25 protein-coding genes and 3 tRNA genes are annotated in these 23,202 nt (G+C 60.8%); 20 read left to right on the top strand and 8 right to left on the bottom strand.

All coding sequences use genetic code 11. The features are described 5' to 3' along the window. Window positions 1-41 precede the first annotated feature (41 nt). Both hyi and ACIQAL_RS06135 read left to right on the top strand, forming a co-directional pair. Window positions 42-824 (top strand): hydroxypyruvate isomerase, encoded by a 783-nt coding sequence (gene hyi, locus ACIQAL_RS06140; protein WP_401143590.1) that lies wholly within the window; start codon window positions 42-44, stop codon window positions 822-824. Window positions 825-1,121: 297 nt separating this feature from the next. After that, window positions 1,122-2,024, top strand: a complete 903-nt coding sequence (locus ACIQAL_RS06135) for a 2-hydroxy-3-oxopropionate reductase (RefSeq protein WP_401143587.1) — start codon at window positions 1,122-1,124, stop codon at window positions 2,022-2,024. Between the two features lie 87 nt (window positions 2,025-2,111). On the opposite strand, the gene ACIQAL_RS06130 is transcribed toward ACIQAL_RS06135, so the two are convergent. Beyond that, complete coding sequence (locus ACIQAL_RS06130) at window positions 2,112-3,440, bottom strand: OprD family porin (protein ID WP_401143584.1); 1,329 nt, start codon at window positions 3,438-3,440, stop codon at window positions 2,112-2,114. A 707-nt stretch (window positions 3,441-4,147) separates the two neighbouring features. Between ACIQAL_RS06130 and ACIQAL_RS06125 the strand changes: the two genes are divergently transcribed. The 10 genes from ACIQAL_RS06125 (at window position 4,148) to ACIQAL_RS06080 (ending at window position 12,046) form a co-directional block, all read left to right on the top strand. Beyond that, window positions 4,148-5,785 carry a methyl-accepting chemotaxis protein gene (locus ACIQAL_RS06125; RefSeq protein WP_401143581.1) on the top strand — a complete coding sequence of 546 codons (1,638 nt, stop codon included), beginning with the start codon at window positions 4,148-4,150 and terminating at the stop codon, window positions 5,783-5,785. 129 nt (window positions 5,786-5,914) lie between these two features. Beyond that, window positions 5,915-6,496 carry a cytochrome b gene (locus tag ACIQAL_RS06120; protein WP_401143578.1) on the top strand — a complete coding sequence of 194 codons (582 nt, stop codon included), beginning with the start codon at window positions 5,915-5,917 and terminating at the stop codon, window positions 6,494-6,496. A gap of 91 nt (window positions 6,497-6,587) precedes the next feature. Next, window positions 6,588-7,139 carry a tetratricopeptide repeat protein gene (locus ACIQAL_RS06115; protein WP_401143575.1) on the top strand — a complete coding sequence of 184 codons (552 nt, stop codon included), beginning with the start codon at window positions 6,588-6,590 and terminating at the stop codon, window positions 7,137-7,139. Between the two features lie 72 nt (window positions 7,140-7,211). Next, on the top strand, window positions 7,212-7,706 hold the full coding sequence (locus ACIQAL_RS06110) for an RNA polymerase sigma factor (protein ID WP_401143763.1): 495 nt from the start codon (window positions 7,212-7,214) through the stop codon (window positions 7,704-7,706). Further along, complete coding sequence (locus ACIQAL_RS06105) at window positions 7,703-8,488, top strand: anti-sigma factor family protein (protein WP_401143572.1); 786 nt, start codon at window positions 7,703-7,705, stop codon at window positions 8,486-8,488. The genes ACIQAL_RS06110 and ACIQAL_RS06105 overlap by 4 nt, the downstream gene beginning before the upstream one ends. A gap of 139 nt (window positions 8,489-8,627) precedes the next feature. Continuing rightward, on the top strand, window positions 8,628-9,014 hold the full coding sequence (copC, locus tag ACIQAL_RS06100; protein ID WP_166594660.1) for a copper homeostasis periplasmic binding protein CopC: 387 nt from the start codon (window positions 8,628-8,630) through the stop codon (window positions 9,012-9,014). A gap of 4 nt (window positions 9,015-9,018) precedes the next feature. Then, window positions 9,019-9,888 carry a copper homeostasis membrane protein CopD gene (copD, locus tag ACIQAL_RS06095; RefSeq protein WP_401143569.1) on the top strand — a complete coding sequence of 290 codons (870 nt, stop codon included), beginning with the start codon at window positions 9,019-9,021 and terminating at the stop codon, window positions 9,886-9,888. Between the two features lie 84 nt (window positions 9,889-9,972). Further along, a complete protein-coding gene (gene ada / locus ACIQAL_RS06090; protein WP_401143567.1) occupies window positions 9,973-11,082 on the top strand; it encodes a bifunctional DNA-binding transcriptional regulator/O6-methylguanine-DNA methyltransferase Ada in 1,110 nt (369 codons plus the stop codon). Window positions 11,083-11,129: 47 nt separating this feature from the next. After that, window positions 11,130-11,579: an antitoxin Xre/MbcA/ParS toxin-binding domain-containing protein gene (locus ACIQAL_RS06085; protein ID WP_401143564.1), complete on the top strand. Its 450-nt coding sequence runs from the start codon at window positions 11,130-11,132 to the stop codon at window positions 11,577-11,579. After that, entirely contained in the window at window positions 11,579-12,046 is a 468-nt protein-coding gene (locus ACIQAL_RS06080) for an RES family NAD+ phosphorylase (RefSeq protein ID WP_401143561.1), read from the top strand. The genes ACIQAL_RS06085 and ACIQAL_RS06080 overlap by 1 nt, the downstream gene beginning before the upstream one ends. Here the strand turns inward: ACIQAL_RS06080 and ACIQAL_RS06075 are convergent. Continuing rightward, complete coding sequence (locus ACIQAL_RS06075; protein WP_401143558.1) at window positions 12,043-13,026, bottom strand: MDR family oxidoreductase; 984 nt, start codon at window positions 13,024-13,026, stop codon at window positions 12,043-12,045. The two genes, ACIQAL_RS06080 and ACIQAL_RS06075, sit on opposite strands and share 4 nt — an antisense overlap. Before the next feature lie 47 nt (window positions 13,027-13,073). Further along, window positions 13,074-13,712, bottom strand: coding sequence for a TetR/AcrR family transcriptional regulator (locus tag ACIQAL_RS06070; protein WP_401143556.1), 639 nt, complete (start codon window positions 13,710-13,712; stop codon window positions 13,074-13,076). Window positions 13,713-13,875: 163 nt separating this feature from the next. On the opposite strand from ACIQAL_RS06070, the gene modA reads away from it, so the two are divergent. From modA to ACIQAL_RS06030, 8 genes are all read left to right on the top strand, one after another. Beyond that, entirely contained in the window at window positions 13,876-14,643 is a 768-nt protein-coding gene (modA, locus tag ACIQAL_RS06065) for a molybdate ABC transporter substrate-binding protein (RefSeq protein ID WP_401143553.1), read from the top strand. Continuing rightward, complete coding sequence (modB, locus tag ACIQAL_RS06060; protein WP_401143550.1) at window positions 14,644-15,324, top strand: molybdate ABC transporter permease subunit; 681 nt, start codon at window positions 14,644-14,646, stop codon at window positions 15,322-15,324. Between the two features lie 6 nt (window positions 15,325-15,330). After that, the gene (gene modC / locus ACIQAL_RS06055) at window positions 15,331-16,419 is read left to right on the top strand and encodes a molybdenum ABC transporter ATP-binding protein (protein WP_401143547.1); all 1,089 of its coding nucleotides are present in this window, start codon (window positions 15,331-15,333) and stop codon (window positions 16,417-16,419) included. Between the two features lie 98 nt (window positions 16,420-16,517). Continuing rightward, complete coding sequence (locus ACIQAL_RS06050; RefSeq protein WP_401143544.1) at window positions 16,518-17,576, top strand: DNA topoisomerase IB; 1,059 nt, start codon at window positions 16,518-16,520, stop codon at window positions 17,574-17,576. Beyond that, window positions 17,573-17,737 carry a hypothetical protein gene (locus tag ACIQAL_RS06045; RefSeq protein ID WP_166594671.1) on the top strand — a complete coding sequence of 55 codons (165 nt, stop codon included), beginning with the start codon at window positions 17,573-17,575 and terminating at the stop codon, window positions 17,735-17,737. The genes ACIQAL_RS06050 and ACIQAL_RS06045 overlap by 4 nt, the downstream gene beginning before the upstream one ends. Window positions 17,738-17,779: 42 nt before the next feature. After that, entirely contained in the window at window positions 17,780-20,344 is a 2,565-nt protein-coding gene (locus ACIQAL_RS06040; RefSeq protein ID WP_401143540.1) for an excinuclease ABC subunit A, read from the top strand. Window positions 20,345-20,688: 344 nt separating this feature from the next. After that, a complete protein-coding gene (locus tag ACIQAL_RS06035) occupies window positions 20,689-20,895 on the top strand; it encodes a DUF6434 domain-containing protein (RefSeq protein ID WP_401143537.1) in 207 nt (68 codons plus the stop codon). A 93-nt stretch (window positions 20,896-20,988) separates the two neighbouring features. Next, entirely contained in the window at window positions 20,989-21,222 is a 234-nt protein-coding gene (locus ACIQAL_RS06030; RefSeq protein WP_401143760.1) for a hypothetical protein, read from the top strand. Window positions 21,223-21,398: 176 nt separating this feature from the next. On the opposite strand, the gene ACIQAL_RS06025 is transcribed toward ACIQAL_RS06030, so the two are convergent. The 5 genes from ACIQAL_RS06025 to ACIQAL_RS06005 all read right to left on the bottom strand — a co-directional run bounded on the left by ACIQAL_RS06025 (window position 21,399) and on the right by ACIQAL_RS06005 (window position 23,149). Beyond that, window positions 21,399-21,485, bottom strand: a tRNA-Leu gene (locus ACIQAL_RS06025). A gap of 311 nt (window positions 21,486-21,796) precedes the next feature. Further along, on the bottom strand, window positions 21,797-22,318 hold the full coding sequence (locus ACIQAL_RS06020) for a hypothetical protein (protein ID WP_401143534.1): 522 nt from the start codon (window positions 22,316-22,318) through the stop codon (window positions 21,797-21,799). Next, window positions 22,276-22,560 (bottom strand): DUF1778 domain-containing protein, encoded by a 285-nt coding sequence (locus ACIQAL_RS06015; RefSeq protein ID WP_166594724.1) that lies wholly within the window; start codon window positions 22,558-22,560, stop codon window positions 22,276-22,278. Before ACIQAL_RS06015 ends, ACIQAL_RS06020 begins: the two co-directional genes overlap by 43 nt. 394 nt (window positions 22,561-22,954) lie before the next feature. Beyond that, window positions 22,955-23,028: transfer RNA gene (locus tag ACIQAL_RS06010), tRNA-Cys, on the bottom strand. A 45-nt stretch (window positions 23,029-23,073) separates the two neighbouring features. After that, a tRNA-Gly gene (locus tag ACIQAL_RS06005) sits at window positions 23,074-23,149 on the bottom strand. Between the last annotated feature and the right edge of the window lie 53 nt (window positions 23,150-23,202).

Raw genomic sequence — 23,202 nt, 5'->3', positions numbered from 1 at the left:
ACTGATCGACGCCACCGAATAAAGAGAAGAAGGAGCGAACCATGCCACGTCTGTGCGCCAACCTGTCCATGCTGTTCACCGAGCTGGACTTTCTGCAACGCTTCGAAGCCGCGGCCAACGCCGGGTTCAGCGGGGTCGAGTACCTGTTTCCGTACGATTTCAGCTCGGCGCAAATCAAGGCCGAACTGGACGCCAACGGCCTGACCCAGGTGCTGTTCAATCTGCCAGCGGGCGACTGGGCCAAGGGCGAACGCGGGATTGCCTGCCACCCGGACCGGGTCGAAGAATTCTACGCCGGGGTCGATCTGGCCATTGCCTACGCCAAGGTGCTGGGCAACACCCAGGTCAACTGCCTGGCCGGGATCAAGCCACAGGGTTTCGATGACGCGCTGATTGAAAAGACCTTCGTTGACAACCTCACGTACGCGGCCGACAGGCTGCAAGCCCAAGGCATCGATCTGGTCATGGAAATGATCAACACCCTCGACATCCCGGGCTTCTACCTCAGTACCACGGCCCAGGCCCTGGCGATCCGCGAGAAGGTCGGCAGCCGCAACCTGTCGCTGCAATACGACATCTATCACATGCAGATCATGGAGGGCGACCTGGCCCGCACCCTCGAAAAAAACCTGCCGGTGATTCGCCACGTACAACTGGCCGACAACCCTGGGCGGCATGAGCCGGGGACTGGCGAGATCAACTACGGGTTTCTGTTCGGGCATCTGGACAAGCTGGGTTATCGCGGGTGGATCGGCTGTGAGTACAAGCCGTTGACCACCACGGAAGCCGGTTTGGGCTGGCTCAAGACCCACAATTTGATCTAAGCGCTACGCCTGTCGGGTTCCAACGCAGCACTGAATTTGAAACTCGATAACGCTTCTGCCCGAAGGGCGTAGGAGCTCGGCTCGCCAGCGACCTGCCTGGAACCGGCAGTAAAAACGGAACACGCGATTTGCCAGATACAACCAGGTCGTCTGGTTTCGCTGCCGCTTCGCGCCAGATCGCTGGCAAGCCGGGCTCCTACGGCCTTCGGCCAGAATCAAAAGCAAGATCGCAGCAACAACAGAATTTCAGCGAATACCTAAATCTTGTTCGCTTCTCTAACAAAAGAGGAACATCTCATGGCTAACATCGGCTTTATCGGCACCGGCATCATGGGCCTGCCCATGGCGGAAAACCTGCAGAAAGCAGGTCATCAACTCATCCTGTCGAAACACTTCGTCGCCCCGCCCGCCTCCTTGGTCGACGGCGGCGCGACGGTGTTGAACAACCCGCGAGAAGTGGCCCAGGAAGCGGAATTCATTATCGTCATGCTGCCCGACACCCCTCAGGTCAACGACGTGCTGTTCGGCGAGAACGGCCTGAGCGAAGGCACGGGGGCGGGCAAAGTGGTGATCGACATGAGCTCGATTTCGCCGTCCGCCACCAAAACCTTCGCCGAGAAGATCAACGCCACGGGCGCGCAATACCTCGACGCGCCGGTGTCCGGGGGCGAAGTCGGCGCCAAGGCTGCAACGCTGAGCATCATGGTCGGTGGCAATCAAGGCACCTTCGACCGCGCCCTGCCCTTGTTCCAGACCATGGGCAAAAACATCACCCTCGTCGGCGGCAATGGCGACGGCCAGACCGCAAAAGTGGCCAACCAGATCATCGTCGCCCTGAACATTCAGGCGGTGGCGGAAGCCCTGCTGTTCGCCTCGAAGAATGGCGCTGATCCGGCAAAGGTCCGTGAAGCGCTAATGGGCGGTTTCGCCTCGTCGAAGATTCTTGAAGTTCACGGCGAACGCATGATCAAAGGCACCTTCAACCCCGGCTTCCGCATCGCTCTGCACCAAAAGGACCTGAACCTCGCGCTGGAAGGCGCCCGCGAACTCGGCCTCAACCTGCCAAACACCGCCAACGCCCAACAGGTGTTCAGCACCTGCGCGGCACTGGGTGGCAGCGGTTGGGACCACTCCGGCCTGATCAAAGGCCTGGAGCACATGTCGAACTTCTCGATTCGTGGGGATCACACGCCGGATTGATCTTTCACACAGCGTTCTACGCCATGAAAAAAGCCAGGCAACCGCTACGGGTTCGCCTGGCTTTTTATTGCCAGCAGGTTTAACACATCAGAACACGTTGATCGGGTAATCCGCGATCAGACGCAATTCATTCACGTCGCCTTCCGCCTGGTCGGCATTGGCGCGATGGATCGCTTCACGCAAACGCAGCGACAGGTTCTTCGCCGGACCGGTCTGCACCACATATTTGGCCTCGACGTTGATTTCGTGGTGCTTGCCATCTTCACCGTAACCATAGTTCACGTAGGTGCTGTTCGACGGCATATGCGAGCCGTCGATATCATCACCGGTGATATAACGAGCCATGAAACTAAGCCCCGGCACGCCGTAGCTCGCCATGTTCAAGTCATAACGGGCCTGCCACGATTTCTCGCCGGGGCCGTTGAAGTCCGAGTATTGAACGGAGTTGGCGAGGAAGATCGAATCCGCCGTGTCGCCAGGGCCGTTAATACCAAAGGCCACATAGTCGAAAGGGGTATCGCCATGCACTTTCTGGTACGCCAGGGTAATCGTGTGCGCGGTCAGGAAGGAATAAGCGGCCGCCAGCGACCACGTAGTGTTGCTGATATCACCGGCCTTGGCCGAACCGGCATCATTGGTGCGATAGATATTGAAGTCGAAGTTGACGGACTGGGTGTCGGTAATGCCTTGGGTGTAATTGAGGTTACCGTAGTACTGATCCCAGACGTCCTTCAGGTTGGAGCCATACAGGCTGGCCGTCAGGTTGTCGTTGAAGGTGTACTTGCCACCGGCATAGTCAATGCTCGACGCCGTAACACCCGCGTACGACGCATAAATATCGTGATCGTGGTTGGTGGTGACGGGGCCATTGCCGCCCGTGAAGTGACCGCCATCCAGTTCCAGACCGGCGATGTCGCTGCTCAACAGGTTGAAGCCCGTGGCCGTCTGCGTAAACAGGCGCGAACCGCCCGCGGCAAACACCGGCGCGGTCGGCATCAGGTCGCCGTAGCGCAATTCGGTCTTGGAAATCCGCATTTTGATAGCGCCGCCCGCGGTGCCGTACTCGTCTTCCGGATCGCCGTGGCGATCTACCGGCAGGTTGCCAGTCCCCGCGGTGCCTGCGCCGCCGTCCAGCTTGATGCCCCACTCACCATAGGCATCGACGCCAAAGCCCACCGTGCCTTGGGTGAACCCAGAGCTGAAGTTGCCGATGACGCCCTGGGTCCAATCCTTGCGGTCGCCACCGCCGTTCTTGCCGTCGCGATTGAAGTAATAGTTCTTGAGATGAACGGTCAGGCTGCTGTCTTCGACAAAACCCTTGGCATCGGACTGATCACTGACGACGCCAGCGGCCGCCATCTGGCTCACGCCCAGCGAAACCGCGAGCGTCACGAGGTTCCATTTCACAAATGTCATTATTATCCCCTGTCTCAATTAAGGCCCAACGTTCCGCAGACCCTGACATGCAGGGTATCGTCCTGAGTTCAGGAGAAAGATGAAACGGTGGAATGTGCGCTATGGCAGATGGGCAAAAATATATCGGCACCGTAATTGATGTTCACGGTTGATCTACAGGCTACAGGCCCATTTCCTTATTGTTGCAATGAGGTCTATCTACCCCCATTTCTTGCCGAGTGTGCTCCTCGGGCGAAAAACTTTTAGCATTTTTCCGCCGAACGGTTCATGAATGGGTCGTGATAGTCACTATCGATCTTAGTAATAGTTGAAGCGCCGGCACCGGTGTTACCTTTGTCGGCGATGAAGCACACGAATCAATGACTTGGTGAATCCGCAGCATCAAGTAATCGAATCTTGCTCCACTTCATCATTCCTTTGGTAAGACTTTTTAGCCACCCCACGTCAGTGCGGTGGCTTTTTTTATTAAATAATCTTCATGCAGTTTTCACTATCTGGTTAATTCACGATAGTTCGCAACTCTCCGCGCACTTGATGCCATCCCTCACACTGTTTAATCACCCGCATGCTCCTTTCACGACGCGCACCGCCACCGGCGGCGTATATCGCCCCGATAGATAAAAGCGCATGCAAGCGCCTTAGCGATGACGTATAACGAGCATCGGTAGTAGCCATCTAATATCAGACAACAGTTGGAACCGGCGGACATGTTCAAACAGCTTACGATCGGCAAACGGCTTGGGCTCGGCTTTGGTCTGGTACTCGCCCTGATGATCCTCATCACCCTCATCGGCGTGCACCGGGTCAGCATTATTGAAAATACGCTGACGGATGTGAGCGAAGACGCCACGATCAAGCAGCGTTATGCGATCAACTTCCGAGGCAGCGTGCATGACCGGGCCATTGCGGTGCGCGACGCCGTGCTGGTCCGCGACGATCAGGGCCTGGCGACCCACATGCGCGACATCGAGCGCCTGAACGCGCTGTATCAAGCGTCCGCCAGCCCGATGGACCAGATTTATCAAACCAAAGGCGCCACTGCCCGCGAACAGGAGTTTCTGGCCAGCATCAAAGCGGCGGAACGTGTCGCCCTGAGCGCGACCGACAAAGTGCTGCGCCTGCGTCAACAAGGCGACATCGACCAGGCACAGACCGCGCTGATGGCTGACGTTTCGGGCGCGTACAAGGACTGGCTGAACCGCATCAACGCGCTGATCGATCTGGAAGAAGCCTCCATTGCCGACCATATCGGCATGGTGCGCGTCACTGCCGCCAGTTTCGCGGTGCTGATGTTGATTGCGACCGCCGTTGCCGTGGCGCTGGGCGTTGTGGCTTCGCTGCTGATCATCCGCAGTATCAAATCGACCCTCGGTGCAGAACCCCACGAAGTCGCGGCCTCTATCCGGAGGTTGGCGTCGGGTGAACTGACTCAACCCATTGAAACGCCCTACCCCGACAGTGTGATGGGCGCCTTGAAAATCACCAATGCGCACCTCTCCGCCACCATCAACCAGGTTCGGGCGGCGGCGATGGATTTGATGGGCTCGTCCTCGCAACTGCGCGCCAGTTCCGACAGCAACAGCGAACAGATGCGCCTGCAAGCCACCGAGACCGAGCACATGGCCACGGCTATCGGCCAAATGGCGGGCACCGTCAAGGAAGTCGCCGGCTACGCGGCGAAGGCGGCGAACGCCACCGAAACAGCCGATCAGGAAGTCGAGCACGGCAAGCTCATGGTCGAAGGCACCGCCAAAGCCATGCACGAGCTGGCGTACAAGCTGGAAAGCGCCGCTGATTCGGTCGGAAAAGTCTCCGAAGACAGTCAGTCCATCGAGACCATCGTCGCGGTGATCAACGCCATCGCCGAACGCACCAACCTGCTGGCCCTGAACGCCGCCATCGAAGCCGCCCGCGCAGGTGAAGCAGGCCGTGGCTTTGCCGTGGTGGCCGATGAAGTTCGCTCGCTGGCCACACGGACACAGGAGTCCACACAGGAAATCCGCAACATGGTTGGCCAGTTGCAGGCCGGTGCTGGCGTCACGGCCGGGCTGATGCGCGAAAGCCGGGAAATGGCTCACCGTACGGTCCAGCAGACCCAGGAAGCGCAAACGGCGCTGGTGAAAATTCGCCACGAGGTCGGTGCGCTGAATGACATGAACGCGCAAATCGCCAGTGCCGCTGCGCAACAAGGCGCCGTGGCGGAAGACGTCAGCCAGAACATTAACCGTATTCATGACTCGGCCCGCGAGGCGGCGGTGGGCTCCAATCAGGTCGCACTGTCGAGCAAGGAGCTTTCGCAACTCGCCGATCAACTCACTGCCCGCGTGAGCTTTTTCAAGGTCTGAATCGGGCTGGGCGTGCCGGGATGACGTGGGGTCCCGGTACGTCGGACCGTCTCGGAAAAGAATTTACGACGGGGCCGAATAACTTTCTTCGCCGGGGTGTTTACGGTTCGACACTTTCGGGGATTCCACATGAACAGCACGACTTCACGCCTGCACAGCCTTTCCGCTCACCGCTACGACCGCATCACTCGCCTTTTTCACTGGCTGACCGCCGCCATTGTCATTTTTCTGTTCGCCAGCGCCCACATCTGGGCGTTTCTCGCCAAAGGCACGGACCTGCGCAAAGGGCTACAGTCAGTGCATATTTCCCTGGGCATCGCCTTTGCCGGGCTGATCGTCGCGCGCATCGTGTGGCGCGTGTTTGGCGGCAATCGTCCGAAACACGACACCCACCCCGCCGCCCATCTGGCCGCCACCCTCGGGCACGGCGTGCTGTACCTGCTGTTGCTGGCGCAGATCTCGCTGGGTTTTCTGTTTCGCTGGGCGCAGGGTGAGCCGTTCACGTTCTTTGGCCTGTTTCCGATCCCGGCGCCGTTCGCCATCGATCACGGGCTGCGGAGCACCCTGGGCGGCCTGCATGACAACGTTGCCTGGGCGATCATCTTTTTGGCAGGGGTGCATGCCGCCGCTGCGTTGTGGCATCACTACATCATCGGCGACAGCACCTTGAAACGCATGTTGCCGATGCCTCGCGGGGATCTGCGCGGCTGATCCTTCGCTGACCGGGCCTGCACCCGGTGGTTGTGGTGTTCGGCAGGGCCGAACGCGTATTCGATCCCATCATTTACGGAGCATGAGAACCATGAACAAACACTCGGCACATGCCACGCCCTCCCGTCCCTCCCTGTTGCTGGGGGCCTGCGTGGCCCTGGCGCTGTTCGCCGGTCAGGCCCACGCCTCGGGCGACGAATCCGCCCCGCCCAAGCCCAACTGCCCGAAAGGCCAGGTCTGGGACAGCAAATCCGGCAAATGCGTGATGCAGACCAGCAAGGCCACCTCGGACGCCGACCGCACCGATTATGCCTACCGCCTCGCCAAAGACGGCCGCTACGAAGAAGCGCTGTCGCTGCTCGACACCCTGCAAAACCCCAACACCGCCAAGGCGCTGAACTATCGCGGCTACGCCACCCGCAAATTGGGCCGGACCGATGAAGGCATCGGCTACTACCTGAAATCCGTGGCCCTGGACCCCAACTATGCGCAGGTGCGGGAGTACCTGGGCGAGGCGTACGTGATCAAGGGCCGCGTCGATCTCGCCCAAGAACAGTTGGTGAAGATCAAGGCGCTGTGCAGCACCACCTGTGAAGAGTACGAAGACCTGGCCGACGCCATTGCCGCTGCGCCGCAGACCTGAGTTCGCGTCAGTGAATGATGAGCGACAGGCCGGGAGGCCATCATAGGCAGAGACGCTGAGTTTCGCCGGGAGCTGGGCCTTCTGTTGCCAAGGTTGTGGCGATACGGCTGGGTGCTGTCTCGACAAAGGCACCTGGCCGATGATCTGGTGCAAGCCACCTGTGTCCGGGCGCTGGAGCGTGCCGCGCAGTTCGCGGCGGGCACCCGTCTGGACCGTTGGCTGTTGGCGATCATGCATTCGATCTGGCTCAACGAACTGCGCTCGCAGCGGGTTCGTCAGGGCCAGGGTTTCGTCGATGCCGAGCAGGAACTGTCCTTTGACGGGGAAAGCCAGGCGCAGAAAGAGGTCCTCGCCGCCCAAGTGATCAAACGCGTCAACGCGCTGCCGGAAGCCCAACGCGAAACGGTCTTTCTGACCTATGTCGAAGGACTTTCGTACAAGGAGACTGCCGACATCCTGCAAATTCCCGTGGGCACCGTCATGAGCCGATTGGCGGCCGCGCGCCTGAAATTGGCTGAAACCGCACCACCCGCCATGTCGAGCCCTTCGACAGGAGAACGGCGATGACCCACGACACGACACACGCCCCCCCTTCGGACGAATGGCTGGTCGCCTGGCTGGACGACGAACTCAACCAGGAACAACGCCAGTCCATCGACGACCTCCTGCGCACCGACGCCTCGGTCGCGGCACGGCTTGAACGGCTGAAACGGTCGAACCTGCCGTTTCGCGAAGCGTTTGATTCGGTCCTGGACGATGCCCCCACCGCACGCCTGCAACGTATGCTCGACGGGTTGCCCGCAGCCCCCGCACCTCCGAAGCCAGCCCTGAGCCGTCGCGGTTTCCTGGCCATGGCCGCGACGTTCGTTGTCGCCGGAATCGCCGCAGACCGCCTGTTCATGGGGGTGCAAAACTCTAAATCCGGCGGCGGATGGCGCGGTTCGGTGGCCGAATACATGGCGTTGTACACCCCGCAAACCCTCGACAATCTGACCGCCGACCGCTCATCCCATGTCGCCCAGTTGAGTTCGGTGGGTCAGCAGCTCGGCGTGGCGCTGAGCCCCGACGTGGTGGCCTTACCGGGCGCGGAATTCCGGAGGGCGCAAATCCTCGATTACGACGGCGTGCTCATCGGCCAATTGACCTACCTCGACGCCCGGCACGGCCCCTTGGCGTTGTGCATCAATCAGGCACGCACCGGCGGCGAAACCCTTGGCCGGGAACAACGCCTGGGACTCAACGTGGTGTACTGGTCCAATACCCGGCAGGACTTCATGCTGGTGGGCAAAAACCCGTTCGAAGACCTGGAAATCATGGCCCGCAGCGTTCAGAAACGCCTCCCGGTCTGATGCGCCGTTCAGGGGTTTAACTGGAGTCGAGAGGCGGTTTCTGGTCTAGTAGCGCTCGCATTGACCGGAATCGACACGGCATCGGCTCCAGACCGGCCTGTCGCTGCAACACGCTTTCACGAATTCGAAGGAACCCTTGATGTCTGCCCACCGCTTGAAACTCGCCCTCGCTTGCCTGCCGCTGCTCGCCTCCCTGATCGCCACGCCGGCCTTCGCCCATGCGCACCTGGAGAGCCAGCTGCCTGCCGCCGACAGCGAAGTCACCACGCCCAAGGAACTGCGCCTGAATTTCTCAGAAGGCGTCGAAGAAAAATTCACCAAAGTCGCGATCAGCCTCGACGGTCCGGGGGAAACCACCGAAATCATCCAGACCCAGAGCGTCACCACCGACCCCGCCGATAAGAAAGTGCTGATCGTGGTCCCGGCAGTCCCGCTGGCGCCTGGCAAATACAAGGTCGAATGGCATGCGGTGTCGGTCGATACGCACAAAAGCGAAGGCGTTTATCGCTTTCAGGTGACGCCATAACGCCATGCAAGAAGGGTTGATCCTGTGCCGGTTCGTGCACTTCGGCGCAGTCTTGCTGCTGTTCGGTTCGGGCCTGTTTCGCAGTGTGCTGTTCACTTCGAACCTGACGGCGTTCGTAACACGTCCCGACAGCCGCCGACTTGACCGCCAGCTCGCGTGGCTGACCGGCGTGGCGCTGCTGAGCGCGCTGGGCTGGCTGATGCTGACCGCCGGGAGCATGGCCGGTGACTGGCGCGAAGGGTTTGCGCCCTCCACGCTCGCACTGGTCCTGGGCCACACCTTCTTCGGTCACGTCTGGGTCGCGCATCTGGCGCTCAATCTGCTGGCATTGATCTGGGTGATCCGCCCGGGCACATCGGTGAAGTCCCGCCTCTGGATCAACGCCCTCTTGTTGCTAACGCTGGCGCCGGTGGGTCATGGCGCGATGTTCGACGGCCTGCGCGGCCAACTGCTGATCCTCAACCAGATGCTGCACCTGCTCGGCGTCGCCACCTGGCTGGGCGGCCTGCTGATGCTGGCCGTTCTGATCAGATCCGCGGATCCGATGGACCTGCGTGCCGTGCTGCTGCGCTTCAGCGGCATCGGTTACGGGCTGGTGGCGATGATCATCGTCACAGGGCTGGTCAACGTGCGCGCCCTGAGTGGCGGATGGTGGCCAGACCCGGCGCTTTCGGGGTTCGGCGCAGTGCTGGGGATCAAAGTGGCGCTGGTGCTGTGCATGCTGGTGCTGGCAGCCGTGAATCGAAGCCTGGCGCGCGCCCACGTCTTGCGACTTCCTGTCTTGAGGGCCAGTGTACTGCTCGAATGCCTGTTGGGTGGGGCCGCGCTGGCGGCCGTGTCGTTGCTGGGCACCCTGCCGCCCATGCCAAGCTGAATTTGACCGCAAGACTCGGGGTTCCCGACCTTGGCGCGAGCAGTAGTCTTGAGGCTCAACAGTTATTTTCAGAGGTAACGGGCCATGGGCCAGGGCAAGTTGCAACGGTCTGCACAACACATCGAAGACGACCCGCGCTGGGCGGCGGTGGTGGCCCGTGACCCGGCTGCCGACGCGCAGTTCGTCTACGCCGTCCGCACGACCGGCATTTACTGCCGCCCCAGCAGCGTGTCGCGCCTGCCGCGTCCGGAAAACGTGATTTTCTTCGACTGCGCGGCGCAAGCCGAAGCCGCCGGTTACCGCCCCAGCAAACGGGCCGCTGCCGATCAGACCCACCTGGCCGAGCAGCACGCCGGGATCGTCGCCAACGCGTGCCGACACATCGCCGAGGCGGAACAGCCCCCCAGCCTCAACGCCCTCGCCGCACTCTCGGGCATGAGCCCCTGGCATTTTCACCGCGTGTTCAAGGCTGTCACGGGCGTCACCCCTAAGGCGTGGGCCAGCGCACACCGCGCAGAGCGCGTGCGCCATCGACTGAGCGACACCCAGACCATCACCCAGGCGATGTACGACGCAGGGTTCAACTCCAATAGCCGCTTCTACGAAGCCAGCGAAACCCTGCTCGGCATGACGCCGACGGACTACCGCAAGGGCGGCACCAACGCCGACATTCATTTTGCGGTGGGGGAATGCTTCCTTGGCTCGATTCTGGTCGCTCAGAGCCAACGCGGCGTGTGCGCAATCCTGCTCGGCGACGATCCGGACCAACTCGTCCGCGATCTGCAAGATCAGTTTCACAACGCCACGCTGATTGGCGGCGACGGCGGATTCGAGCAGCTGGTGGCTCAGGTCGTCGGCTTCGTCGAAGCCCCCGGCCTGGGTCTGGATTTACCCCTGGATTTGCAAGGCACGGCGTTTCAGCAACGGGTCTGGCAGGCGCTGAAACACATCCCGCCGGGCACCACCGCCAGCTACGCAGACATTGCCAAACGCATCGGCGCGCCCCGCTCGTTCCGCGCCGTCGCGCAGGCGTGTGGCGCTAACCCCTTGGCAGTGGCCATCCCCTGTCATCGGGTGGTGCGCAGCGACGGCGGGCTGTCCGGATATCGCTGGGGCGCGGAGCGCAAGCGCCAGTTGCTCGACCACGAAGCACAGGCAAACCCGTGTAACAGCTTGGCGCTTGAGAAACCCTGACAGGGGCGTAACGTCCTGCGTCGGACATCTGATGAAGGAGCATGGACGTGCCTGCCATTTTTCAAGCGTCGACTCACGCGGCTTCGCCCGCTTTCTGGCTGATCGCCGATCAGCTCAGCACCCGCAATGAAACAGAACGACTCGCCTACATCCGCACCGGTTTTCCGCCGGGGTGGGTCAAGACCGTACGCAACGCATTTCAATTGAGCAACAGCCAGCTGGAAGCCCTGCTCAACGCCTCGATTTCGACACTGGAACGTCGGCAGCGGCAACGACGGCCACTGGATCTGGTCGGTTCCGAACGGCTGGACCGGGTCGCTTCGCTGGCCATGCGCGCCGCCGAGGTGTTCGAGGATCAAGACATAGCACGGCGCTGGATGATGACCGTTAATCGCGCCCTCAACGACCAGACCCCGCTCACTTTGTGCGAAACCGAAATCGGCGCGGGCCAGGTTCGCCGCGCGTTGGCGGCCCTGGAACATGGCGGGGTGGTGTGATGCACGCCTGGAGAATCAGCAAGGCCGACGACATCACTGGCCTTTCCGGCGCAGGCGCCGCCGTGTACGGCGGTCGCTGGAATCCGCCGGACGTACCCGCCGTGTACCTGGGCCTGAGTCCGTCCGGCTGCGCGCTCGACCCGGTGATCCTCGCCGGGCACGTTCCTCAACTGCGTTTCAAGCTCATGCACCTCGAATTACCGCCCGCCCCCGAACTGTATGAAACGACCGCCGTCGACCAATTGCCGATGGGCTGGGACAACTTCCCCGCTGACCGGCCCAGCATGGATTACGGCGGTGAATGGCTCGAACGCAATGACCAGTTGGGATTGATCCTGCCGTCAGCCGCCATGGAGGAAATACGGCTGGTGCTGATCAATCCGAAACACCCGGCCTGCAGCCTAATCAAGGTGCTGCAAGTCACCGACTTTTTCTACGGCAAATCGGGCACCCGCACTGCGGCTTAGCGCCCGGTGTCGACGACCACCCGCCCACGCACCTGCCCATCCATCAGCCGATGGGCAGTGGCGACCACCTCACTCAAGCCGATTTCGTGGCTGATCAGCGCCAGCGCCTTCGGGTCCAGGTCGGTCGCCAGTCGTGTCCATGCGTCGATACGGTCCTGACGCGGACGCATGACGCTGTCGATGCCCGCGAGCGTGACACCGCGCAAGATGAAAGGCGCCACCGAGGCGGGAAAGTCCATGCCTTGGGCCAGCCCGCAGGCGGCGACCGTGCCCCAATAACGGGTGCTGGCGCAGACATTGGCCAAGGTGTGACTGCCCACCGAATCGATGGCGCCTGCCCAGCGCTCTTTGGCCAGCGGGCGTCCGGGCTCGGACAGGGTGGCGCGGTCGATGATTTCCGCCGCGCCCAGTTGCTTCAGGTATTCCGCTTCGGAGGCCCGCCCGGTGGACGCCACCACGCGATAACCGAGTTTCGCCAGCAAGGCAATCGAGAAGCTGCCGACGCCGCCATTGGCGCCGGTGACCAGCACGTCGCCCTTGTCCGGGGTCACGCCGTTCTTCTCCAGCGCCATCACCGCCAGCATGGCTGTGTAACCTGCTGTGCCGATGGCCATCGCTTGGGCGGGGGTGAACGCTGCATTCAGCGGGATCAGCCATTTACCTTGAACCCGCGCCACCTGCGCCAGCCCACCCCAGTGCCCTTCGCCTACACCCCAACCGTTGAGTACGACTGCATCGCCTGACTTGAAATCCGGATCGCTGCTGTCTTCGACAATGCCCGCCAGATCAACGCCCGGCACCATCGGAAACTGACGGACAATCGGCCCCTTGCCGGTGATCGCCAAGGCATCCTTGTAGTTGAGTGTGCTGTGGGACACCCGCACGGTGACGTCACCTGCGGGCAACTGCGACTCATCGATAGACGCCAGTTTGACGTGATAACCGCTGTCGTCTTTATCAATCAAAATCCCATTGAACATGCTCTTCTCCCGTATAGACCGATCGTCTATAAATAGAGCCGAAGAAATCAGCGTGGCAGCCCACGCAGAAATCCGGCGATGAATGTATTGAGGGGGGTGTCGCTCTGAACGAGCCGTGCGCGCAACACGGCGCCTTCCCAACCGATCCAGAAATACGCGGCCAGCTCGCCACAATCCGCACGCCCTGGCAGTTCTCCAACGGCCTTTGCCGCATCGAAGCAAGCACACAAGCGCCGTTGCCAGTCGAGGAACGTCTGCTCCAGCGCGTCGCGAAATCCTTCCGGCAGCACGCTGACTTCCTGGCCCATGTTGCCCACGAGGCAGCCGCGCCTGAAATCATAGCGGGCCATGCTCGCCTTGGAGTGCTGTACGAAACCGGCCAGGCGTTCCAGCGGCGACAGCGACTCATCCAGCAACCAGCGGTCCAGGCGCCTTGCGAAATAGCCTGCATAACTGTCCAGCACAGCGAGCCCGAACGCCTCTTTACTGGCGAAGTAATGGTAGAACGAGCCCTTGGGCACGCCCACGCGTTTGAGGATGCCGTCGATGCCTGTGGCCATGAAGCCCTGCTCGGTCAGCACTTCCACGCCGCAGCGAATAAGGGCTTCACGGGTGTCGAAGTCATCGGGGCGGGCCACTTTCGGAGGACGCCCTGGGCGTCGGGGCTTTGCGTTCAGATCAGTCATGGGGTGCCATATTAGACCGACCGTCTAATAAATCAACCGAAACCGAACAACGCAATCTGGCTTCCTTGCCACGCGCTATCGCTATATATTCCGCTGCATAGCGTTTGGCCGGTATGACCCGGGCCTGCGCTCACTCACATAAAAACCATCATGGAGCTGCTTCATGCCCGCAACGTCCCTCCGCGTCACCCTGAAATCCCTGGCCCTCGCCGTCGCGGCCCTGTCCGCAAGCGGTGCGTTCGCTGATGAAGTGCAAGTCGCCGTCGCAGCCAACTTCACCGCCCCGATCCAGGCCATCGCCAAGGATTTCGAAAAGGACACCGGCCATAAACTGGTCGCATCGTTTGGCGCCACGGGTCAGTTCTACACGCAGATCAAAAACGGCGCGCCTTTCGAAGTGTTCCTCGCCGCCGACGACACCACCCCGGCCAAACTGGAAAGCGAAAACGAAATCGTCAAAGGCTCGCGCTTCACCTATGCCGTCGGCACGCTGGCCCTGTGGTCGGCCAAAGAAGGTTATGTCGATGACAAGGGCGAAGTGCTGAGAAAGAACGCGTACCAGCACCTCTCCATCGCCAACCCGAAAGCGGCGCCTTATGGCCTGGCTGCCACTCAGGTGCTGGAAAAGGAAGGCCTGACTGAAGCGACCAAGGCCAAGATCGTCGAGGGCCAGAGCATCGCCCAAGCGTTCCAGTTCGTGCAGACCGGCAACGCCGAGCTGGGTTTCGTCGCGCTGTCCCAAGTGTATAAAGACGGCAAATTGACCAGCGGCTCCGCGTGGATCGTACCGGCCAACCTGCATGAGCCGATCAAACAGGACGCGGTCATCCTCAACAAAGGCAAGGACAGCGCCGCCGCCAAGGCCCTGATGGACTACCTGAAAGGTCCAAAAGCAGCTGCCGTCATCAAATCCTACGGGTATCAGCTGTAAATGCCGCTGGGCAGTGCCGACCTCGCGGCGATCTGGCTGACGCTGAAGCTGGCGTCGTTGACCACCGTGATTCTGCTGATCGTCGGCACCCCCATCGCGTTGTGGCTCGCCCGGACGCGTTCATGGCTCAAGGGCCCGGTGGGGGCTATCGTCGCCTTGCCGTTGGTGCTGCCGCCCACGGTCATCGGCTTCTACCTTTTATTGCTGCTGGGGCCGAATGGCGCGTTTGGACAATTCACCCAAAACCTTGGCTTGGGCACGCTGACGTTCAGTTTCAGCGGCCTGGTACTTGGTTCGGTGCTGTATTCAATGCCCTTCGTGGTTCAGCCGCTGCAGAATGCGTTCGTGGCGATCGGCCCGCGCCCGCTTGAAGTCGCCGCCACCCTGCGTGCCACCCCGTGGGACACCTTCTTTTCCGTCGTCCTGCCCCTGGCTCGCCCCGGCTTCATCACCGGTGCCATCCTCGGCTTCGCCCACACCGTGGGTGAGTTCGGCGTGGTGCTGATGATCGGCGGCAACATCCCCGAAAAAACTCGCGTGGTCTCGACGCAAATCTACAACCACGTCGAGTCCATGGAGTACGCGCAGGCCCATTGGCTCGCGGGCTCCATGCTGGTGTTCTCTTTCCTGGTTCTGTTGGCCCTTTACTCCAGCGGCAAGACCAAAGCGACCTGGAGCTGATCCGTCATGACCTCGACCATCGACGTCCGCCTGAACGTGGACTTCCCCGACTTCACTGTGAACGTCGATCTGTCCCTGCCAGGACGCGGCGTCACGGCGCTGTACGGCCATTCCGGCTCCGGCAAGACGACCTGCCTGCGCTGCATCGCGGGGCTGGAAAAAGCCTCGACCGGCTTCATCTCGATCAACGGCGAGGTGTGGCAGGACAGCGCCAACGGCGTCTTCCTCCCGCCGCACAAACGCTCGCTGGGCTACGTGTTCCAGGAAGCCAGCCTGTTCCCGCACCTTACCGTCCGGGGCAATCTGGAATTCGGCCTCAAACGCATTCCGGCCCGGGAACGTCATGTGAATCTGGAACAGGCGACCACCCTGCTCGGCATCGATCACCTGCTCGCCCGTCAACCGGACAAGCTGTCCGGTGGCGAACGGCAACGAGTCGGTATCGCCCGGGCCCTGCTGACCAGCCCTCGCCTGCTGCTGCTCGATGAACCGCTCGCTGCGCTGGACGCCCGGCGCAAGGGCGAAATCCTGCCATATCTGGAACGCCTGCACGACGAGCTGGACATTCCGATGCTGTACGTCAGCCACTCGCAGGACGAAGTCGCTCGACTGGCCGATCATCTAGTGCTGCTCAGCGGTGGCCAGGCGCTGGCCAGCGGTCCCATTGCTGAAACCCTGGCGCGACTCGACCTGCCACTGGCCATGGGCGATGACGCGGGCGTGGTCATCGAGGGTGCCGTAGTCGCCTACGATGCCGCCTACGACCTGGTCACCGTCCGCCTTCCCCGTAGCGATCTCACGATCCGCGTCGCCCATTCCGTGCTGGAAATGAGCAAGCCCCTGCGCCTCAAGGTGCAAGCGCGGGATGTCAGTCTGACCCTGCAAGCCGACGACCAGACCAGCATCCTCAATCGTCTGCCGGTCACCGTCATCAGCGAAGTGCCTGCCGACAACACGGCCCACGTGCTGGTCCGTCTGGACGCGTCGGGCACGCCGCTGCTGGCGCGCATCACGCGTTATTCGCGGGATCAGTTGCACCTGCACACGGGCCAGACGCTCTGGGCGCAGATCAAGTCGGTGGCCCTGCTGGCTTGAGCTGCGCCTGAGCCGTGCGCTGATCGCCGAAGCAAATAATCGGCACGACTGTGCAGTGGGAAGGTCAATGCAAAGACCAGCCCTCAGGATTGCCCTTCATGTCGGACGCCCTTACCCGCGAAGACCTTCCCAAAGACCTGCATTATGTCGATGACAGCCAGCCGGGCTTCACGCGCAAGATCCTGCGCGGCAAATTCGCCTATTTCGATACCGACGGCGAACGCATTCGCGACGAGGCGGAAATCAAGCGCATCAACGCGCTGGTGATCCCGCCCGCGTACGCCGACGTGTGGATCTGCGCAGACCCGCGAGGCCATCTACAAGCCACCGGCAAAGACGCCCGAGGCCGCAAGCAATACCGCTATCACCCTCGTTGGCGCGAGATTCGCGACGAGAACAAGTACGCGCGCATGATTGCGTTCGGCAAGGCATTGCCCAAGGTGCGCAAGCAACTGGAGGCGCAACTGGCCGCCCCCGGCATGGGCCGCGAAAAAGTCATGGCGGCGGTGGTGTCGCTGCTGGACCAGACCCTGATCCGCATCGGCAACAGCCAATACGCCCGGGACAACAAGTCCTACGGGCTGACCACACTGCGCAACAAACACGTGGATGTTCATGGCAGCAAAATCCTGTTCCAGTTTCGCGGCAAAAGCGGCGTCGAACACGAGGTCAGCGTCACCGACCGACGCCTGGCGAACATCATCAAGCGCTGCATGGAGTTACCGGGGCAGAACCTTTTTCAGTACCTGGACGAAGACGGCCAGCGCCACACCGTCAGTTCGTCGGACATCAATCACTACCTCCACGACCTGACCGGCGCCGACTTCACGGCCAAGGACTACCGCACCTGGGCCGGCAGCGCCATGGCACTGACCACCCTGCGCAAACTGGACTGGGAGCCCGAGGCTGACGCGAAGAAACACATCGTCGCGATGGTCAAGGAAGTCGCCCGGCTGCTCGGCAACACCCCAGCGGTGTGCCGAAAATGCTACATCCACCCCGCCGTGCTGGAGGCCTTTGTCGTGGGCGAACTCGCCAAGCTGCCTCGTTCGCGTCAGCGCCAGGGTTTACGACTTGAAGAAGCCGCATTGGCCGGATTTCTCAAAGGCTTGCAGGCTGCCGAAGCCCTGCGTGACGTCACAGGAGACAAACCATGACCGCCCATACCCCCGGCGAAAAAATCAACGACCCTGACGCCAAACCCGCCGATGTGGCGGATGATCGCGACCGCACCCAGGAAACCCGCAAAGAGCAGCCCTTGACCGGAGGCGAGCACGACGACGCAGGCCATACCCCCAAAGTCCCTGATGCCCGGTAAGCTCTGCACCCAGACCGATTCGAATCACGCCAAGGCCCGCCCATGACCACAGCGCCACACCCTCCGCAAGACGCCGACACCCAATCCCCTGTTTCCTTCAAAGTCGCGCCGGATCAACCCGGCTTTGTCAGGGTGCGCGGCGCGCGTGAACATAACCTCAAGGACGTAGATGTGGACATCCCGAGGGATGCCTTGGTGGTGTTCACGGGGGTGTCGGGTTCGGGCAAATCCTCCTTGGCATTCTCGACGCTCTACGCGGAAGCCCAGCGCCGGTATTTCGAATCGGTCGCGCCCTATGCTCGCCGCCTGATCGACCAGGTTGGCGTACCCAACGTCGATTCCATCGAGGGCCTGCCGCCCGCCGTCGCCCTGCAACAGCAGCGGGGCACGCCCAGCACACGCTCGTCGGTGGGCAGCGTTACTACTTTGTCGAGCCTGATTCGCATGCTGTACTCGCGGGCCGGCCACTACCCGGACGGCCAGCCCATGCTGTACGCCGAGGACTTCTCGCCCAATCTGCCCCAAGGCGCCTGCCCCGAATGCCATGGTTTGGGCCGCGTGTATGAAGTGTCGGAAGCGCTGATGGTCCCGGACGACTCGCTGACCATCCGCCAGCGCGCCGTCGCCTCTTGGCCGCTCGCATGGCAAGGGCAAAATCAGCGCGACATCCTCGTGACCCTGGGCTATGACGTCGACATCCCTTGGCGCGACCTGCCGAAAAAACAGCGGGATTGGATTCTGTTTACTGAAGAGCAGCCAACCGCACCGGTGTACGCCGGGCTCACCCCGGAAGAAACCCGCGTCGCCGTCAAACGCAAGCTGGAGCCAAGCTATCAGGGCACGTTTATCGGCGCCCGACGCTACGTGCTGCACACCTTCACCCACTCCCAAAGCGCGCTGATGAAGAAACGCGTGTCGCAGTTCATGCGCGGCAGCCCGTGCCCACTCTGCGACGGCAAGCGCCTGAAACGTGAAGCCCTGTCGGTGACCTTCTCCGGTCTGGACATCGGCGAGCTGTCGCAGATGCCGCTCCTGCGCCTGGCCAACGTGTTGAAGCCGGTAGCTGATGGGTCGACCAAGGCCGACATGTCTATCGAAAAACGCCTTGCCGCCCAGCGCATCGCCCAAGACTTGCTGGCTCGCGTAACGACCCTCACCGACCTCGGCCTCGGTTATCTGGCACTGGAACGCAGCACGCCGACCCTGTCGTCCGGCGAACTGCAACGCCTGCGCCTCGCCACGCAACTCGGTTCGCAGCTGTTTGGTGTCATTTACGTGCTGGACGAACCGTCCGCTGGTCTGCATCCCGCCGACAGTGAAGCCCTGTTCGCCGCGTTGCAGCAGCTCAAAGCGTCGGGCAACTCACTGTTCGTGGTCGAACACGACCTGGAAACCATGCGCCGCGCAGACTGGCTGATCGATGTCGGCCCTGCGGCGGGCGAACAGGGCGGACGCGTACTGTACAGCGGTCCTCCCGAAGGGCTTGCGCAGATCGAGGCGTCTCGCACTCGTCAGCACCTGTTCGCGGAGCACAACGATTTGCGCATCGAGCGCCGCACACCCTCAGGCTGGCTGCGCCTCGAAGGCATCACCCGCAACAACCTCGACAACCTGAACGCAGAGTTTCCGCTGGGGTGCTTCACGGCCGTGACCGGCATTTCCGGCTCCGGCAAATCAAGCCTGGTCAGTCAGGCATTGCTGGAACTGGTGGGCGCCGATCTGGGTCGTCCCACCGCCGCAGGCGATCAGGACGAGCCGAGCCTCGAAGACGACGCCCCGCAATTCACCGGCGGGCGCATCGCCAGCGGGCTGGAAACGATCAAGCGCCTGGTGCAAGTGGACCAGAAACCCATCGGCCGCACCCCGCGCTCGAACCTCGCGACCTACACGGGACTGTTCGACAACGTGCGCAAACTGTTCGCCGCCACCGAGGACGCCAAAACAGCCGGCTACGATGCAGGACAATTCTCCTTCAACGTCGCCAAAGGCCGCTGCGATGTGTGCGAAGGTGAAGGCTTCGTCAGCGTCGAATTGCTGTTCATGCCAAGCGTCTACGCACCCTGCCCGACCTGCCACGGCGCCCGCTATAACCCGCAAACACTGGCCGTTAAATGGCAAGGCCTCAGCATCGCTGAAGTGCTGCAACTGAACGTCGATCAGGCCGTTGAAGTGTTCGCCGAACAACTCACCGTCCTTCGCTCATTAACCGTGCTACGGGACATCGGCCTCGGCTACCTGCGTCTCGGCCAACCCGCCACCGAACTCTCCGGAGGCGAGGCCCAACGCATCAAACTCGCCACAGAACTGCAACGCAACGCCCGTGGCGCCACCCTCTACGTCCTCGACGAACCCACCACCGGCCTGCACCCCAGCGACGTCGACCGCCTTCTCGTTCAACTGAACGCACTGGTCGACAACGGCCACACCGTCATCGTCGTCGAACACGAAATGCGCGTCGTGGCCCAGAGCGACTGGGTCATCGACATTGGGCCTGGTGCAGGTGATCGAGGCGGAAAAATCGTGGCCAGCGGTACGCCGGAGAAAGTCGCCAAAGCGAAGGCAAGCCGGACCGCGCCGTTTTTGAGGAAGGTGTTAACAGGGTTCTAACTTCACCTTGATCGAAGACAAGGCCGCGAGCAGACTACGCCCTCCCAACAAGGACGAATCTATGAAAACAGGACTCGTGATACTGCTGGCTGGCCTGATCGGTGGATGTGCGAACTACACCGACCGGGGAACTGGCGAGGGTGGGAGGGAAACAGGCAAAAACGGCTACACCGTCCGGTGCGACGCCTCACCGCCGAATCAGCCAGGCTGCTATTCGCCACCGCCGTCATGGTCGTGGGGCTTTCTGGACAGGGTCAAATTCGGAATTGGCGCGAAGTAAGGCGAGGCAATCTCGAAAAGGGTGCTCAAGTGGTGCTCTCACTACCCTGATCAAAGGAATGACCATGGCACTCGATTGGCACTCAGCCCCCCTCACCCGGGCCACAGCGCTAGACAAACACTACCGCAACACCCAGAACGTTCGGCGCTTCCTCATTTCGCAATGTGGAGAGGCGTTCAAATTCGATCGAGCATTCATGGCTTGGATAAAAGAACAATCCTCGCTGACGCTGGGCGACGTGGCGGATGAATGGTTGCGGCGGAATGCGTAAGCGGAAGATTTTCGGAACCGGTTGGCGGCCCACTACAAAGCCACGCACGAGTGTCACATCACGGTGGCGCTACTTAGTAAGGATTAACGAATGCTGCAAGAACGAATCGCTGCACTGCGCCTCTCGAAACCCCTGCAAGGGGAAATCGATGACCTGGTGCGCGCACTTAACGCGGCGGATGGGAAAGAATCGGTCGAACGCGAGGGGGAAATGCAGATCGCGTTCATTCTCGCGCTGGAGAAAACGAAGAAAATGCGCCCAGCGGACATTGAGGCGCTCTACATGATGTTCGACGACGCGGTGCAGGAACGGCTGGCCAATCTGTAGGTTTCGCAGTGTCCGCTACGCGGTATTGAAATGGATGCCGGAGCGACGCTACAGCGCGTGGCCGAGGACGCAAAAGCACGAAACCACATTGAGGGGTGAGTTGCGGAAAATGCGGGTTTTCAGAGCGCTAGAACGACTCAGGCGCTTCGGAAGATTCCGTAAGCGCCTGATCTATATGGTGCCCCGAGCCGGAGTCGAACCGGCACATCCTTTCGGACGACGGATTTTAAGTCCGGTGTGTCTACCAATTTCACCATCAGGGCGGTGTTGCAGTTTCCAGTCCGACCGCGGCCTTTGGAAGCAGGCAGGCCGACAAGAGGTGGGAATATATACATCCCTACCCTGTGAAGCAAGCGCGAAGCGTTGCAAAAGGCGTGAAAAATGTAACTGTGGGCTCTGTGAAAAATCTCGATAAATCATGGGCCTGCGACATTCGCATCACAGATATTGCGAACATCAGGGCGATACGACCGTCCTCTTTACGGGTCGCTGCGGTGGCAACGCTGATGATGCTCCGTTTGCCACGCACCTCTAATCATCATGAAGCCCGCAGCTGCGGGCTTCTTGGTTTTTACTATCTAAGCGAAAGCATCATGGTCATCGGAGAAAGGTCTGGGCACGGAATAAACCCAGCGTGCTTGGCATAGTAAGCCGCGAGCCTTTCGTTCAACGGATGCACGATGATTGCCACGGATCCGATGACTTCGGAGGCGATTATGCAACGCTCAATCGCGTCAGCCAGCAATCCAAGCGATAGACCCCGCCCGCTAGCCTTAGCGGTGACCCCCATGCGCCCCAGAACGGTTACAGGCAACGGGTCGGGCGCATTACGTCTGAGCTTCGCCGTCGCGCCGTGCCGCCGATCTACGGCGCTGTTAGATAACGTGTAGTAGCCCGCGATAACATTCGTGTCTTTGAAGCAAACGACATAAACCACCGCATGTTTTGCCTGCTGTGCCTTTAAAGCCTTGTTGCGTATGTAGTCGTCGATTGAATTTTCACCGGATTCAAATTCATTGGCTACGTGACGCACCTCCAGCTTTTCCGGAGGACTCAGCTCCAAGGTTTCGGCTTTGCAAGCAGTTTCCTGACGCATTCGTTATTCCCTAATGAATTGTCGTTGAGCGCCTGCTCAAATCGGTCAAAGGCTTCATCACTCAACAAGAACAGTCTGCGATCCAAAAGCACTTCTTCGGCGCGTTTGCACGCAGCCTCAAGGATGAAGCTGGTCCGGTCTGTTCCAAGTATCTCGACAGCGGCGTCAATCAAGCTGCGTTTTTTGGTATCGACCCGCATGTTGATCGGAACGGGTTTATCGCGTTCTAAGATTTGGTTCATGTCACGGTCCCTAAATATTGATTGCTGAGCCTTGCCCACCAGGTGGGTCCATGGCCCGAGAATGTTGGTTCGCTGTCACAAAAATAGTGCCTCCAGTCCTTGGTTTCTTCGACGGTGAGCGTACCCAATGCACCCGAGAAGCCTATCACTCTGTATAGCTAACGTATAGTCGTATATCTAATGCACTTACACAACTCAGATTGGCACGGTGGCGCGTGCGCTCTCCTGAGCGATGACTGCCTCAAACGAGGACCGAGAAGAGACAGTGCTTGGAGAATAGATCTGCGAGGCAACGAGCTTAGGTTGCGGAAACGATCTTGAAAGTTGCGGAAACTTTGGCGTTTCAAAAAGCACAAAAAAACCCGCAAGACGTTGATCTTGCGGGCTTTAAATGTGGAGGCCGAGGTCGGAATCGAACCGGCGTAAGCGGATTTGCAATCCGCGGCATAACCATTTTGCTACTCGGCCCCAAACGTCCAGCGCCCCTACAACTGACCCTGAACGCGTACAAACTGGAGCGGGAAACGAGACTCGAACTCGCGACCCCGACCTTGGCAAGGTCGTGCTCTACCAACTGAGCTATTCCCGCTTGGTGTGGGCGCCATTCTATAGATTCAAATGACCCCGTCAACCCCTTGATTT

Origin of the sequence: Pseudomonas sp. NPDC088368, from assembly GCF_044753445.1 — a bacterium.
In the GTDB taxonomy this organism is placed as follows: Bacteria; Pseudomonadota; Gammaproteobacteria; order Pseudomonadales; family Pseudomonadaceae; genus Aquipseudomonas; species Aquipseudomonas bambusae.
The sequence above is the reverse complement of the archived record's forward strand: the minus strand, read 5'-3'. Positions and strand labels throughout refer to the sequence as shown.